Raw genomic sequence first — 15,377 nt, 5'->3', positions numbered from 1 at the left:
CTATTTCTGCTTTGCCGCCGCATTCTCGGCCAATGCCGCTTGCGCCGCAGCTAACCGTGCAATCGGAACGCGGTATGGCGAGGCGCTGACGTAATCGAGCCCGACGCTTTCACAAAACGCGATGCTGGCTGGATCACCGCCATGCTCTCCGCAAATGCCAAGCTTGATATCAGGCCGGGCCATCCGCCCGCTGGTTGCCGCCATATCGACCAATTGGCCAACCCCTTCGACATCCAAACTTACAAAGGGATCGCGCGCGAAGATGCCTTTGTCGACATAGGGTGCGAGAAACTTGGCCGAATCGTCCCGGCTGACACCAAGAGTGGTCTGAGTGAGGTCATTGGTGCCGAAACTGAAGAACTCGCCCTCTTCCGCGATTTCGCCCGCCATCAGCGCAGCGCGCGGCAATTCGATCATGGTGCCGACAAGATAGGCAACCTCAGCGCCCTGCTCCTCAAACACCGTTTTGGCCACCCGGTCCACCAGCTCGCGCAGGATTGCCAGCTCTTTGCGGGTCGCGACAAGCGGGATCATGATCTCTGGCAAAGGCGCTTCACCGCTGGCCTTTTGCACCGCGCATACAGCTTCAAAGATGGCGCGCGCCTGCATTTCGTAGATCTCGGGGAAAGTGATGCCCAATCGGCAACCGCGGTGCCCCAGCATCGGGTTGAATTCGTGCAGCTCATCCGCGCGCCGTTTCAGGTGATCAACGCCCAGCCCTGTCGCATCGGCAAGCTCGGCAAAGTCCTCATCCCGCGTGGGTAGGAACTCATGCAAAGGCGGGTCCAGCAGCCGGATCGTGCATGGCAGGCCTGCCATCACTTCGAAGATCGAGGTGAAATCCGCGCGCTGTTCAGGCAGCAACTGGTCCAGCGCCGCGCGCCGTCCTGCGTCGTCTTCTGCAAGGATCATCTGGCGCACCGCCTTGATCCGGCCAGCATCGAAGAACATGTGCTCTGTCCGGCAAAGCCCAATGCCTTCTGCTCCAAACTGCCGCGCAATCGTGCAATCCGCAGGTGTTTCCGCATTGGTGCGCACGCGCATTCGGCGGCTGCTATCTGCCCATTCCATCAACGTGCCAAAGTCACCAACAAGCTCTGGCTCGACCGTGGGCACAATGCCCAGCATCACCTGGCCATTGGCGCCATCAAGCGTGATTTCATCGCCTTCTTTCAGCTCCTTAGAGCCGATCCGCAAAGTGCGCGCTTTCCGGTCAATTGCGACGCCGTTTGCGCCCGATACGCAAGGACGCCCCATCCCGCGCGCCACAACCGCAGCATGGCTCGTCATACCGCCTCGCGCTGTCAGGATGCCTTGGGCTGCGTGCATGCCGTGAATGTCCTCTGGCGAGGTTTCAACCCGCACCAAGATCACCTTATCGCCGCGCCCGGCCCATTGCTCTGCCGTATCCGCATCAAGCACGATTTTGCCCGCCGCAGCACCGGGAGAGGCAGGCAGACCCGATGTCATCACATCGCGGTCCGCTTCAGGGTCAAGCGTTGGGTGAAGCAGTTGATCGAGCGCCATCGGGTCAATCCGCGCAACAGCCTCTTCTTTGGTGATGAGCCCTTCGCCCACCATTTCCACCGCCATCGTCAGCGCCGCTTTCGCGGTTCGCTTGCCAGATCGCGTTTGCAGCATCCACAGCTTGCCGCGTTCCACGGTGAACTCGATATCCTGCATATCGCGGTAGTGGTTTTCGAGAAGGTCAAACACCCGCGCCAATTCGCCGTAAGCATCGGGCATCGCCTCTTCCATGCTCAGCGGCTTGGCCCCTGCCAGATCGCGCGCGCGTTTCGTCAGGTATTGCGGCGTGCGGATGCCTGCCACCACGTCTTCGCCTTGTGCGTTGATGAGGTATTCGCCGTAATAGGCCCGCTCACCCGTTGCCGGATCGCGGGTAAAGGCAACGCCCGTCGCGCTCGTGTCGCCCATATTGCCGAACACCATCGCCTGCACATTGACCGCCGTGCCCCAATCGGCAGGGATGTCGTTCAAGCGGCGATAGACCTTCGCCCGGTCGCTGTCCCAGCTGTCGAACACAGCGGCAATTGCGCCCCACAACTGCTCTTTCACATCCTGCGGGAACGGCTTTCCCCATTCGCTTTCCACGATGCCTTTGAACTCTCCCAACAGAGTGCGCCATTCATCGGCTGAAAGCTCGGTATCGGCGTAATAGCCATTGTCTTCTTTGGCGATTTCCAGCGCTTCTTCGAACAATCCGTGATCAAGGCCCAGCACCACATCTGAGTACATCTGAATGAACCGCCGGTAGCTGTCCCAAGCAAAGCGCTCATCGCCGCTTGTCTGTGCCAACCCTTCAACCGTTGCATCGTTGAGACCAAGGTTGAGCACCGTGTCCATCATGCCAGGCATCGACACACGCGCACCGGATCGCACTGAGACCAGCAGCGGATCAGCGCTATCTCCAAAGCTTTTGCCCACAGCCTCTTCGATGTGAGCCAAAGCGCAGGCCACTTCACCGCGCAGCTCTTCTGAGAAGTCCGCCCCTTCGCGCAGGTAACGCACGCTTTCCTCGGTCGTGATGGTGAAGCCGGGGGGCACAGGGAGGCCGATGCTGGCCATTTCGGCAAGGTTCGCGCCTTTGCCGCCAGTGACTGTCTTGTCCTTTTGGCGAGCATCATCATGCTTGGCATTGCCGCCGAATGTGTAGACCGTTTTGACCATTATTGGGCTCTCTTTGGGATCGTTGGAGAGGGAGACATCTGATGAGACATGGACCGCATGTTACACGGTCCAGAGACTAAAAATGGACCGGGTGATTTACCCCTCGATCCGGCTGAAATCTGCAACCCGGTGAACCGCATCGCGAAATGCGCCAAGCAGCGCAAGGCGAGCATCGCGTTTGTCCGGGTCTGGGTCATTAACTATCACCTTGTCAAAGAACGCATCAATCGGTGCCCGCAGAGTGGCCAGCGCCGCCATGGCCGCTTCAAAGTCCTCCGCCTCAACAGCTTTGGCAGCCTTGGGAGCCGCATCGCCAAGCGCATCAATCAACGCCTTTTCGGCTGTTTCCGGCGTGTAGGAAAGGTCTTTACCAGACGGGTGTTCTGCATCCGTCATCCCAGCGGAAGCTGGGATCGCATCCGTTTGAGCGGTGCCGCCAGTGACCCCGGCCTGCGCTGGGGTGACGTGGTTTTCCTTCTTCAGAATATTGGCCGCGCGTTTGTAGCCGGCGAGGAGGTTTGCGCCGTTCTCTGTTTCGATGAAAGCTTGGAGAGCATGAACGCGGGCGAGCAGGCGGACGAGGTCGTCCTCTCCGCCTAGCGCGAAGACTGCGTCGATGAGGTCATGGCGAACCCCTGCTTCGCGTTGCTGGACTTTGAGGCGGTCAGTTAAGAACGCGAACATCTCGTCTTGAGTTGATTTAAGGTGTGAGCCGTAAGCAAATCCTTGCATGGTTTCTGGATCGTCTTGCTCACCTTGCCAATGCTTAGCAATTAGCTCCTGTGCCGAAACGTCCCAAACAGTCTCCCAGGCACCCGTCTCAAAAAGGCTTCCAGTCAGGGCATCCAGGTGTTCACCGAAATCGCGGAATCTGTATCGGACACTGTTCTTAAGGAGCATGGAGACTACACCAAGCGCTGCGCGTCTAAGTGCAAATGGATCTTTAGAACCCGTGGGCTTTTCGTCGATCAAGAAAAACTGAGAAAGTGAATCCAGCTTATCCGCCAGCGACACCGCCACAGTAACCGGAGAAGTCGGCACCTCATCCCCCTGCCCCACCGGCTTGTAATGATCGCGGATCGCGTCTGACACTTGGCGCGGCAGGCCTTCTTTTTCAGCGTAATATCCGCCCATCAGGCCTTGCAGCTCGGGAAACTCGCCCACCATTTCGGTGACGAGATCGGCTTTGCAAAGCTCCGCCGCCTGTTGGGCGAGACCAGCTAGTTCATCGCGAGTCCCCGCGAAGGCGGGGACCTCATTCGGGGTGGCGCTTGGCCGCGACAGGTCCCCGCTTTCGCAGGGACTCGCATTTGGTGTCACAATCCCCTCTTCACACAGCCACCGCGCCAGCTTCGCCACCCGGTCCACCTTATCCGCAACAGTGCCCAACTTCTCATGGAACGTGATCCGCGCAAGCTCCTCGGCATGCTGTGCAAGCGTTTTCTTCTGGTCCAGCTCCCAAAAGAACCGCGCATCAGCCAGCCTGGCAGCGAGCACTTTGCGGTTGCCATCGACCACCACGGCAGGGTCTTCGGCGGCGATATTGGCGGTGCAGATAAAGGCATTGGCGAGCCGCGTGGTGCCATCAGGGTTGCGCTCTTCGCAGACGAAGTATTTCTGGTTCACCCGCGCGGTAAGCTGGATGACTTCAGGCGGGACATCCAAAAACGCCTCATCGAACCGGCCAAGCAGCGGCACGGGCCATTCGGTAAGACCTGCGTTTTCGATCACCAGCCCTTCGTCCTCGACGACGGTCAGACCCACCGCTTTTGCCGCTTTGCGCGCGCCTTCGCGGATGATGCCGGCGCGCTCTTCGTGATCGACGATAACGCATGCCTCGCGCAGCTTATCGGCGTAATCATCGGCGCCCGAAATCTCGATCTCGCCCGCCGAATGGAACCGGTGGCCCACAGTTGTGCGTCCGCTGGCAAATCCATCGGTCAGGCACGGCACAACCTCGCCATCAAGCAGCGCAACAATGCCTGACAAAGGCCGCACCCATTTGAGGCTTTCATTGCTGACAGAGGCATCGCCCCAGCGCATGCTCTTGGGCCAAGAGAAATCGCGGATAATGGCGGGGATCGCGGCGGCGAGCAGATCGGCCACCGCCTGGCCCGGTTTTTCGATCACCGCAAAGTACGTCGCGCGCCCCTTTACCTCGCGCTCCTCCAACTGATCGCGGGTGACACCGTTCTTGCGGCAGAACCCATCGACCGCCTGATCGGGAGCGCTGACGGGCGGACCTTTGGCCTCATCGCGCACCGCTTCGGTCTCGGTCGGAAGCCCGCGCGCAATCAAAGCAAGGCGGCGCGGAGTGGACCAGACGGTAAGATCGCCCAGAGCAATGCCTGCCGCGTCCAATTCGCGGCGGAACAGTTTCTCCAATTCAGCCCGCGCGCCTTTTTGCATGCGGGCGGGCACTTCTTCGGACAGCAATTCTAGCAAGAAGTCAGCCATTAGACGAGACTCCATTCAGGATACTTCTCGGCCCATTCGGGGGCTTTTAGCTCAGCATATTTCTCACAAGACCCACGCGCCAGATCGCGCACGCGGCCCATATAGCTGGCGCGTTCCTGCACGCTGATCACGCCGCGCGCTTGCAGCAGGTTGAAGATGTGGCTGGCTTCAACCGCTTGTTCATAAGCGGCAATAGGCACTTCATTTTCAAGTGCATTTTGGCATTCTGCCTCGGCCTTGGTGAACAGGTCAAACAAAGCGTCCGTCTCAGCAACCTCGAAATTCCATTTCGACATCTGCTTTTCGTTCTCAAGGAACACTTCGCCATAAGAAACGCCGCGGCCGTTGAAATCGAGATCGTAAACGCTGTCGACGCCCTGCACATACATGGCGAGCCGTTCGAGCCCGTATGTCAGCTCGCCTGCAACCGGTTTGCAGTCAAACCCGCCCATTTGCTGGAAATAGGTGAACTGGGTGACTTCCATCCCATCGCACCAAACCTCCCAGCCCAGCCCCCATGCGCCAAGGGTTGGCGATTCCCAGTCATCTTCGACAAAGCGAATGTCATGGCGCAGCGGATCAATCCCGATGGCTTTGAGGCTGCCGAGATAGAGATCCTGAATATCGGCGGGCGATGGCTTCAGGATGACCTGATATTGGTAATAATGCTGCAAACGGTTCGGATTTTCGCCATAACGCCCATCGGTAGGGCGGCGGCATGGCTGGACGAAAGCCGCATTCCAAGGCTCTGGCCCCAGCGCGCGCAAGGTTGTGGCGGTGTGAAACGTGCCCGCGCCCATACGCATGTCATAGGGCTGGAGGATCACACAGCCTTGCGCCGCCCAGAAGTCGTGCAGCGCCAGGATCAAATCCTGAAACGATGCCTTGGGATTGCGCACGGGAAGCTGGATTTCAGGCTCTAAACTCATGGCAGCCGCCCATGCAGGATGGCCCGTTTATCGTCAATGCCGCAGCGCAGCACAGATGTGCGCGAATTTGGGCCATTTGACCTTGTTGCGCAACGCTCTATCTTGCCTCGCAAAGGAGACATCATGAAACTTCGCTCAACACTCACCGCTTCTGCTGCCGCATTCGCAATGCTTTACGCCGCCCCCGCTTTTGCAGATCATCACGCTGCTGCCGAAGTGCCTGCCGAGGCCGATGCCGCAGCTGAGCCTGAGGGCGCGCCAGCAATGTGGCTGGTGTCTGATGAGGACACCACCATTTACATGCTTGGCACGGTCCATATGCTGCCCGATGATGTCGAATGGTATGCAGGCCCGATAAAAACCGCTTTGGATAGCGCAGACACTCTCGTCACCGAAATCGATATGACGCCTGAGAAGATGGAAGAGGCGGCAGCGCTTATGGGAACGCTAGGCATGCTGCCTGAGGGGCAGACGCTGCGAGGTCTGATGACAGAGGAACAGCGCACCACCTTTGAGGCGGGCCTGGCGAAAATCAACGTCCCTGCTGAAACCTTTGATACAATGGAGCCTTGGTTCGCGTCGTTAATAATGACACAGATCATCGCGCAGGCTTCTGGTTTTACACCGGAAAAAGGGGTGGAGTCGGTTTTGGAAGAGAAGGTCGGGCCAGATGTAGGGCGCGGAGCGCTTGAGACGATCCAGAGCCAGCTGGCCGCATTTGATGAAATGCCGATCGATGCGCAAATGGACTTTCTGATTGAAGGCTCGAAAGACCCACTCGAAGGGATCACCTTATTGAACCAGTTGGTCGATCTTTGGGCCATGGGCAAAGTGGATGAGCTCGCCGATCTGATGGATGATGGCTTTGCCGACAACACCGTCCTCGCGGAACGCTTGCTCTACAACCGCAATGCCGCATGGGCGCAGTGGATCGCAAAACGCCTTGATACACCGGGAACAGTCTTCATTGCGGCGGGCGCCTTGCACTTTGCGGGCGATATGAGCGTGCAGGATTATCTCAGCAAAGAAGGCATTGCGACCGAGCGCTTGCAGTAAAGCTCTCGCTCACCCTAGCTCATCATGCATTTTCGGCAGGTACTCTCAGCCGCGCTCTTTGGTGTCGCCGCGCTCACTCTGACCGCGTGCGGACCGGAAGATCGCGCGGCTGAGCCAGCCCTTGCCGCGGACCCCATCGTTTACGAGATCACCAATGCGGGCGGCGAAATCGAAGGATGGATGCTGGGCACAATCCACGCCTTGCCCGATGATACCAAATGGCGCTCTGCTGCGACGGAAAAGGCAATTGACGGGGCCGATTATGTCATGGTCGAGGTTGCCAATTTATCCGACCGCGCTGGGATCGCCAAAACTCTTGCGCAGCTGTCCACTTCGACCAACTTGCCTGACCTAACTGCGCGCGTCGGCCCCGAACACCGCGAAGAGCTCGCCAAACTGGTCGAACGCTCGCAATTCTCCCTCGCCGATTTCAAAGCGACAGAGACATGGGCAGTCGCCCTGATGCTCTCGCAAGTGGGCGCGGCGGGCGATCCTGCCAATGGGGTTGACCGCGCCGTAATCGCCGATTTTTCAGGGCGCGATGTGATCGAATTGGAAGGGGCCGAAAAACAGCTGAGAATTTTTGACGAGCTGCCCTTAGAGGATCAGCGCGATCTCCTTGAAGGAGTCATCACCGAAATCGCAATTCGGGATGACCAGACCGATAAACTGCGCACCGCCTGGATCACCGGCGACGAGGCAAGCCTGATCGAAACGACGCAAAGCGGCATCATGGCAGACCGCGAATTGCGCGATGCCTTATTGGTTCAGCGCAATCGGGATTGGGACAGACAGCTCGCCGCAGCACTTACGAAACCGGAAAAACCCCTCGTCGCGGTCGGCGCTGCGCATCTTGTAGGGGCAGCTGGATTGCCGGCGATGCTGGAAGACCGCGGCTACACCGTAACCCGCATCCACCAATAGGCGCGCGCTTACCCGCAAAAGGCTTGCGTTTTCGCCCATCCCCGTTATGTGCGCCCTTCCCAAGCGTTCTGGTCATCCCTGGAGGCGGCGCGCTGGAAGACAATACTGTAAACAATGCATTCGAAAGGCACGTATTATGAGCGAAGCTCTTAACCTGCCCGCCGAAGCGCGCGAACGGGCTGGCAAGGGAGCCTCCCGTGCACTTCGCCGCGAAGGTCGGGTTCCTGCTGTTATTTATGGCGGAAAAGAAGAACCAGTAACAATCCATGTTGAAGAGAAGCTGCTCGTCAAGCAATTGATGACAGGGCACTTCATGAACTCAATCGTGCAGGTTGAGCTGGGTGGTGACAAGGTTCGCACGCTTCCCAAAGACGTTGCGCTGCACCCGGTAACGGATCGCCCGACCCACGTGGATTTCCTGCGTCTTTCGAAAGATGCGAAAGTTGATGTCTCGATCCCAGTGGTCTTCATCAACGAGGAAGAATCGCCCGGCCTCAAAAAAGGCGGCGTTTTGAACGTGGTCCGCCACGAGCTGGAATTGATCTGTGCCGCAGACAAAATTCCCGGCGAGATCGCTATCGATGTCACCGGCAAGGAAGTTGGCGATTCGATCCACATTTCCGAAGTCACTCTGCCCGAAGGCAGCGAAAGCGCGATCACAGACCGCGATTACACCATCGCGACCCTCGTTGCTCCATCCGCGCTCAAGAAGAGCGAAGACGAAGCAGAAGAAGGCGAAGAAGTGGCAGCCGATGAGGTTGAAGCCACCAATCAGAAAGACGATGGCGACGGCGAAGAAGGCGGCGAATAAGCCCCACTCCTTCGGTCATCGAACCAATCACCAAGGCACCGGGCTCCCACAAGGGGTCCGGTGTTTTGTTTTGTGACGCGCAGCGCTAGGGAGCGCAGATGCAGATTTGGGTAGGCCTTGGAAATCCGGGACCGCGCTATGCGCTTCACCGGCACAATATCGGTTTTATGGCGCTGGATGTGCTGGCGGACATGCACAGCTTTGGCCCGGTGCAAAAGAAGTTTTCCGGATGGGTGCAGGAAGGCCGGATTGGCCCGCATAAAATCCTGCTGCTCAAACCCGCTACCTTTATGAATGAAAGCGGACGCAGCGTGGGCGAAGCGATGCGGTTCTATAAACTCGATCTGGACGCGCTTACGGTGTTCCATGATGAGCTTGATCTGGCCCCGTTCAAGATCAAGGTGAAACAGGGCGGCGGGCATGCTGGGCACAATGGTCTGCGCTCTATCAACCAGCATCTGGGTGCCGCTTTTCGCCGGGTTCGCATCGGGATCGGTCATCCGGGGCACAAGGAAAGAGTGAACGCGCACGTGCTGGGCAATTATGCCAAGGACGAGCAGGATAATCTGGCGGCCATGCTTGGCGCCATCGGAGCAGAGGCGCAGTGGCTGGCCGATGATAACAATCCCCGCTTCATGAGCGAGATTGCCATGCGAATGCAGGGCTAAACGCTGCAAACCCAAAGGCAGGCAGCAAGCCGGCCTGCCCCTTCCCCGCTGCGCTCTTCCGTTAACCAAATCGCTTTGATTCTTAACCGGAATAACCCGCACAGAAATTCTGATCCGATGCGGCACAGCCCCCGTTTCGCGCGGGACAGCGCGCCCAGCCTCCATTAGTTAAAAATCAATAACGAACTGGTTTTTAACCAATTGCTTTAGGGGTTATTGTTCACATGAGCCGCGAATTCATCCTTCCCGCCATTTTCACCGTCATGGTCATCGGCATGACGATCTTTCCTGACCGCAGCGAAGTGTTCGGATCGGACGATAGCGACACTGCCAGCGAAATCGCCGCATTGGACAACGCCGCGCAAGGCTGAAGCCGCTGCGTGAGCCACGAAAACTGACCCAAAAAGGAACGGTGCAAAGCGGACCAGCGCGTTGACTTGGAAAAGTCACAGGCCTGTGGTTAACGCGGATTAACGGATCGCATATGACGATCTACGGGGGAACTATGCGTAAAGATATCATCATGCCGCTGGTGCTGACGGTTATGGCCGTGTGCCTGGCTGGCGCGCCCACGGCTGCCAAAGACCTGTCCTCAATCGGCTCTGTCATCGATCAGATTGGATCGAAAGTCCAAACGTTGCATCAGGACAAATCCTCCAATTAAGCGTGTTCACAAGTTGTTGCCTGAAGGGCGTGCCTTGCATAGTGGTCGTGAGGCACGCCCTCTTTTTATGCGCATTGCGTGCACGCAACATTGGCCCTGACGCTTGACGGGCGGCAAACAAATCTCAAAGAGGCAGCAACCTATCCAGGCACAGCCATTGGCACCCGCCAATCAAGCAACGCCGATGCACTCAAGGATCATCTCACATGGGCTTTCGTTGCGGAATTGTCGGCCTGCCCAATGTCGGCAAATCAACTTTGTTCAACGCGCTTACAGAAACGCAATCGGCGCAGGCGGCAAACTATCCGTTTTGCACGATTGAACCCAATGTGGGCCAGGTCGCAGTGCCTGATGAACGGCTCGACCAAATCGCGGCAATTGCGAAAAGCGCCAAGGTGGTGGCGACGCAATTGGCGTTTGTCGATATCGCCGGATTGGTCGCAGGGGCCAGCCAGGGCGAAGGATTGGGCAACCAGTTCCTCGGCAATATCCGCGAGGTTGATGCCATCGTGCATGTGCTGCGCTGTTTCGAAGATGACGACATTCAGCATGTCGCCAATACGGTCGATCCCATCGCAGACGCCGAAGTGGTCGAAACCGAATTGATGCTGGCTGATCTGGAAAGCCTAGAGAAACGCGTGCCCAACGCTCAAAAACGAGCCACCAGCGGCGACAAGGAAGCCAAGATCCTTGCCAGTGTGCTGGGCCAGGCATTGGACCTGCTTAAAGACGGCAAGCCCGCCCGCCTGACCGAACCCAAAGATGACGAAGAAGCGCGCATGTTTGCTCAGGCGCAATTGCTCACCGCCAAACCCGTCCTGTATGTTTGCAACGTTGCTGAGGAAGATGCGGCCAAAGGCAATGCCATGTCCGCCAAAGTCTTTGCCAAAGCCGAAGCCGAAGGCGCGCAGGCAGTCGTCGTCTCTGCCGCAATTGAAGCGGAATTGGTGGAAATGCCGACAGAAGACCGCGGTGAATTTTTAGCTGAATTGGGACTTGAAGAAAGCGGCCTCGCCCGCGTCATCCGCGCCGGCTACACTTTGCTTGGCTTGCAAACATTCTTCACCGCTGGCCCGAAAGAATCGCGCGCATGGACTTTTCCCAAAGGAGCAAAAGCCCCGCAAGCCGCAGGCGAAATTCACACGGATTTCGAACGCGGATTTATTCGTGCAGAAACGATCGCCTTTGACGATTACGTGGCGCTCGGTGGTGAAGCCCCTGCGCGTGACGCGGGTAAATTGCGTCAGGAAGGCAAGGATTACGACGTTCAGGATGGGGATGTGATGCTATTCAAGTTCAATGTTTGACAGAACTGAACCACACCTAAATTCCTCCGGTTGAAAACCGGAACGAAGGCTGATCGAGCGCGTGCGGTCGCTCAGGTCCATCACTTATTCTTCATACCTTAGTAAAAATACAACAGTATCGCCACTCCCTCACCAAATGCCATACCTCAAAAGCAATTGATTTACTTGAATTAAGGGGATTCTGGGTGGAGTTAAAACATTGCAACCTCAACTCCTCCGCAAAATCTTTGTGTGTTGTAAAAATGTAAGTCCTATTGCGCTAACAATACATACCACTACAAGGGTAGAACGACTATCCGCGATGTTTTGTGGGGCTTAATTGGTGAGTGACAAAACAGGTTCCAACGAAAAAAACGAAGCAAGCGGCGCGTTTAATGATCATGTGAAGTTTCTCTCGATTACAGAACGCATGAGTGCGGCAGAGGCGCGCGACTTTCTAAGTCTCATTCTGCATAGCATTCCAGATGTCGTGTTTATTAAAGATGCGCAGTTCCGCCATATTCAAGGCAATGCGGCTTTCTTTAGTTTGTTTCCCGAGGACATGCGCCAAAGCGTACTGGGTTCCACTGGCGCTGAAGAGATTGCGCCTCAGGACGTCGATGCTTTTCAGGCTAAAGACCATGAGGCTTTTGAAAACGGGCATTCAGAGACGACAGAGATTGTTACGGTCGCCGGCCAAGAACCCCGTAGATATCACACCAAGAAAATTCGGTTCGAAACGCAAGATGGGACACCTTATCTGCTTGCTTTGGCACGCGATGTAACCGTCGCCCACAAGGCAGAAGAACAGCTTCGTTCAGCGGTTACCTTTCAGGATCTAATGCTCGATCACATCCCCGACATGGTGTTTGTCAAAGACGAAGATTTCAAAATCATCAAAGCCAATGAGAATTTCCTCAACGTCTATCCTAGCGACGTGCGCGCATCAGTAATCGGTTCAACAACAATCGAGCAATACGACAAGGAAGAGCGCGAACAGTTCCTTAGGCAGGACAGGATCGCGTTTGAAACCGGCTTTTCCGAAACCGAGGAAGACCTTGTTTTCCCCGATGGTCAACGGCGCGTTCTGTTCACAAAAAAGGCCCGTTTTGAAAATGGCGACGGGGAACGGTTCGTGCTTGGCATCGGCAGGGACATCACCGAACTGGTCGAAGCACGCAGGGACAATGAGCTTTCCATAGCATTGCTCAACACCGTGTTCGAAACCGTTACGGGCGCAATCATTGGTCTCGATAACGACAAGCAGGTGTTGATGATAAACAACGCTGCACGCCACATGATCGGCGGTAAGTCCACCGAAACTCCTTTTGCCTGGCCGGATGATATCGAATTCCTTGATCCTGCCGATATGCAGCCGCTGGAATCCTCACACGATCCCATTGCTCGGGCGCTGATCGGACACGCCATAGGCGGCGAAGTGCATTTGATGACCCGCAAGTCATCGTCCGAAAGCCGATATGTGCGCGTCACCTCTTCTGAAGTGAAAAGCGCAAGCACTGCCTTACGGACAGTGATCGTGCTTGATGACGTATCCGAGGCGGAACGCAACCGGCAGCATATCGAGCGTCAATCACGGCTGGATGCTCTGGGACAGCTAACAGGCGGGATCGCGCACGATTTCAACAATCTGCTCAATACAATGCAATATGCTCTCGAATTGATCCGACGCGATGACCTGAGCGAGCGAAGTCAGCGATCCGTCGCAGCGGCGCTAAAATCGATCACTCGCGGGTCAGATTTGACCAATCGCCTATTGGCGTTTGCCAAGAAACAGCCCTCTCGCGCGGCCGCCCATCCCTTGCGTGAGGTTCTGTCTGATGTGCGAGAGCTGGTTGGCCCTGCAATCGAAGCGTCGTTGGCAGTTGAGTTTGCCGAAGCGGGTGAAGACTATTTGGTGTTTTGCGATTCAGGCCAATTGCAGAACGCCATTCTCAATCTGATACTCAACAGCCGCGATGCGATCATGCAGCATAACAAGGGCAATCTGATCCGGATCGATCTCGCGCGCAGTTGATGCTCTGCCCACCGAACAATCGAAAGACGGCGAGCAACAATCTGGCGAACCGGAAGAGTATCCTGAAGTTCCTGATGGCGATGCCAAGGCTGGGCATTCACGCCGGTATATCGAGATTTCCGTTTCCGATAACGGCCCCGGCATGACCAAAGCCGTTGCAAGCCGCGCCCTTGATCCTTTCTTCACCACCAAAGGCGTCAATTCAGGAACCGGGCTGGGCCTGTCGATGGTTTATGGCTTTGTCCAGCAGGCCAATGGTGATCTGCGTATCTACACAGAGGAAGGCGAAGGCACCGCCGTCAAGCTGTATTTGCCACGCGGATCTCGCGATATCGGGCTGGAAAAGCCCACCGAACTTGATCCGCTTGCTCTGGGTTCTGGTGAAACGATTATGCTCGTGGAGGATGAAGAATATCTGCTCGAACAGATGGCTGAGTTGTTGAAAGAGCTGAGTTACAACGTTCTTAGAATACCCAACGGAAGAGCAGCGCTTGCCGTATTGAGAGACGGCGCACGGCCCGATTTGATCCTGACGGATGTTGTCATGCCGGGCGGGATTGGCGGTTTTGAACTGGCCCGCAATGCACGCGAAATCATTCCCGATATCCCGATCATTTACATGTCGGGCTACACAGGTTTCACCGATGAAGAGATGGGCGATGTTATCGCGCCGCTGCTGCCCAAACCATCTTCTCCAACCATGACCTCGAAACAAATCAGATCCGTGCTCGACAGGGCGAAGAAGTAAGGTAAATCATGGCGAAAATCTTGGTGATGGAAGACTGCACGCTGCAGTCCATGATGCTCTCGGATTGGTTGGAGCTGGACGGCCATGAGGTCCAAGTGGCTCACACAGGAGCCGAGGCCTTAAAACAGCTGCAAGAGCAAAGCGATTTCGATCTGCTTATAACGGACATGTATGGCGGCGAAGACAATGACGAGGCGCAAGGGCTGGATCTTATAACTGCGGTTCGCAATGGCAATCACGGGGGATCAATTGATCTTCCGATTGTGTCGATGTCGGGCGTGGAAATGGATGCCGTTTTGTCCAATCTTACAGAAAATCAGCCTGGGACACCTGCAAAAAGCGATGAACACTTTGTGAAGCCTATTGACCTTTCTGCGTTTTCAGAAACGATAGCTGGGCTTATCGTAAGTAACGAAAAGCCGCCGCAGGCTTCTGCTGAAGGTCGCGCAGGCCCGCCCAAAACCGCGCATTAAGAAAGCGCTTAGGTATTCACGCGTATTAACCTGCGCTCAAATCGGCCGTCATCACTCAGGCGCGGCAGCGGGTTTTGTTGGCGTGAGATAACCTCGCATCTTGCGCGATATCTCACATTGATTTGGAAGTGTGTTTCGTCATGAATGTCTTGACCAGACCTGAAAATATGCTCGAACACAAATGGCCTGATTGGGGAAGCGGATTTGTGGCGAAAAACAAAACTAAAACGATTCTGATTCTCGAAGACGACGTCGAGTTTGGCCCGCTCCTGAAATGGTCGCTGGAAGAAGAAGGCTTCGTCGTGTCCCTTCATGTCGATGCAACAAGCGCGCTAGAATACATCGAAACGCACGATGTTGACCTCGTTATCGCGGATCTTTTGATCAAAAAGGAGGGGCGCTTCTTACAGGATGGCGGGATCAAATTGATCTCAACCCTCAAGAAGATTCTTGGCCACCCTGCTCCAGTCATTGCGATCAGCGGCTCTTTTGCGACCGATCAATATCAGGCTATCTCAGCAGCGATGACAGTTGGCGCTGACAAGACTTTGGCAAAACCTATCAAGCCGATCGAATTGATCGCGCTGGTGCGCACCTATCTGTAATCGCCGACGGCAAGGACATGCTTGACGGGGCTG

14 protein-coding genes are annotated in these 15,377 nt (G+C 56.2%); 11 read left to right on the top strand and 3 right to left on the bottom strand.

Translation table 11 applies throughout. The features are described 5' to 3' along the window. The 3 genes from ppdK to AC0V6W_RS00380 form a co-directional block, all read right to left on the bottom strand. Nucleotides 1–2,688, bottom strand: a complete 2,688-nt coding sequence (gene ppdK, locus AC0V6W_RS00390; protein WP_486146093.1) for a pyruvate, phosphate dikinase — start codon at nucleotides 2,686–2,688, stop codon at nucleotides 1–3. Between the two features lie 96 nt (nucleotides 2,689–2,784). Continuing rightward, nucleotides 2,785–5,145 (bottom strand): glycine--tRNA ligase subunit beta, encoded by a 2,361-nt coding sequence (gene glyS / locus AC0V6W_RS00385; protein WP_486146091.1) that lies wholly within the window; start codon nucleotides 5,143–5,145, stop codon nucleotides 2,785–2,787. Continuing rightward, the gene (locus AC0V6W_RS00380) at nucleotides 5,145–6,074 is read right to left on the bottom strand and encodes a glycine--tRNA ligase subunit alpha (protein ID WP_486146088.1); all 930 of its coding nucleotides are present in this window, start codon (nucleotides 6,072–6,074) and stop codon (nucleotides 5,145–5,147) included. Before AC0V6W_RS00380 ends, glyS begins: the two co-directional genes overlap by 1 nt. A 123-nt stretch (nucleotides 6,075–6,197) precedes the next feature. Here AC0V6W_RS00380 and AC0V6W_RS00375 point away from each other — a divergent pair, with 123 nt between their 5' ends. The 11 genes from AC0V6W_RS00375 to AC0V6W_RS00325 all read left to right on the top strand — a co-directional run bounded on the left by AC0V6W_RS00375 (nucleotide 6,198) and on the right by AC0V6W_RS00325 (nucleotide 15,344). Continuing rightward, a complete protein-coding gene (locus tag AC0V6W_RS00375) occupies nucleotides 6,198–7,130 on the top strand; it encodes a TraB/GumN family protein (RefSeq protein ID WP_486146086.1) in 933 nt (310 codons plus the stop codon). A 24-nt stretch (nucleotides 7,131–7,154) separates the two neighbouring features. After that, the gene (locus AC0V6W_RS00370) at nucleotides 7,155–8,054 is read left to right on the top strand and encodes a TraB/GumN family protein (protein ID WP_486146084.1); all 900 of its coding nucleotides are present in this window, start codon (nucleotides 7,155–7,157) and stop codon (nucleotides 8,052–8,054) included. Between the two features lie 136 nt (nucleotides 8,055–8,190). After that, complete coding sequence (locus AC0V6W_RS00365; protein WP_486146082.1) at nucleotides 8,191–8,865, top strand: 50S ribosomal protein L25/general stress protein Ctc; 675 nt, start codon at nucleotides 8,191–8,193, stop codon at nucleotides 8,863–8,865. Nucleotides 8,866–8,963: 98 nt separating this feature from the next. Beyond that, nucleotides 8,964–9,533 carry an aminoacyl-tRNA hydrolase gene (gene pth / locus AC0V6W_RS00360; protein ID WP_486146080.1) on the top strand — a complete coding sequence of 190 codons (570 nt, stop codon included), beginning with the start codon at nucleotides 8,964–8,966 and terminating at the stop codon, nucleotides 9,531–9,533. A 224-nt stretch (nucleotides 9,534–9,757) separates the two neighbouring features. Continuing rightward, nucleotides 9,758–9,904 (top strand): hypothetical protein, encoded by a 147-nt coding sequence (locus AC0V6W_RS00355; RefSeq protein ID WP_486146078.1) that lies wholly within the window; start codon nucleotides 9,758–9,760, stop codon nucleotides 9,902–9,904. Between the two features lie 134 nt (nucleotides 9,905–10,038). Beyond that, nucleotides 10,039–10,197, top strand: a complete 159-nt coding sequence (locus AC0V6W_RS00350; RefSeq protein WP_486146076.1) for a hypothetical protein — start codon at nucleotides 10,039–10,041, stop codon at nucleotides 10,195–10,197. A 206-nt stretch (nucleotides 10,198–10,403) separates the two neighbouring features. Beyond that, nucleotides 10,404–11,504, top strand: a complete 1,101-nt coding sequence (gene ychF / locus AC0V6W_RS00345; protein WP_486146074.1) for a redox-regulated ATPase YchF — start codon at nucleotides 10,404–10,406, stop codon at nucleotides 11,502–11,504. Nucleotides 11,505–11,826: 322 nt separating this feature from the next. After that, nucleotides 11,827–13,518: a PAS domain-containing protein gene (locus AC0V6W_RS00340; RefSeq protein ID WP_486146072.1), complete on the top strand. Its 1,692-nt coding sequence runs from the start codon at nucleotides 11,827–11,829 to the stop codon at nucleotides 13,516–13,518. Next, a complete protein-coding gene (locus AC0V6W_RS00335; RefSeq protein ID WP_486151396.1) occupies nucleotides 13,502–14,266 on the top strand; it encodes an ATP-binding protein in 765 nt (254 codons plus the stop codon). The genes AC0V6W_RS00340 and AC0V6W_RS00335 overlap by 17 nt, the downstream gene beginning before the upstream one ends. Nucleotides 14,267–14,274: 8 nt before the next feature. Continuing rightward, nucleotides 14,275–14,739, top strand: a complete 465-nt coding sequence (locus tag AC0V6W_RS00330; RefSeq protein WP_486146070.1) for a response regulator — start codon at nucleotides 14,275–14,277, stop codon at nucleotides 14,737–14,739. A gap of 140 nt (nucleotides 14,740–14,879) precedes the next feature. Beyond that, a complete protein-coding gene (locus tag AC0V6W_RS00325) occupies nucleotides 14,880–15,344 on the top strand; it encodes a response regulator transcription factor (RefSeq protein ID WP_486146068.1) in 465 nt (154 codons plus the stop codon). The last annotated feature ends 33 nt before the right edge of the window (nucleotides 15,345–15,377 follow it).

Source organism: Erythrobacter sp. JB1-7 (assembly GCF_057365015.1).
The sequence above is the reverse complement of the archived record's forward strand: the minus strand, read 5'-3'. Positions and strand labels throughout refer to the sequence as shown.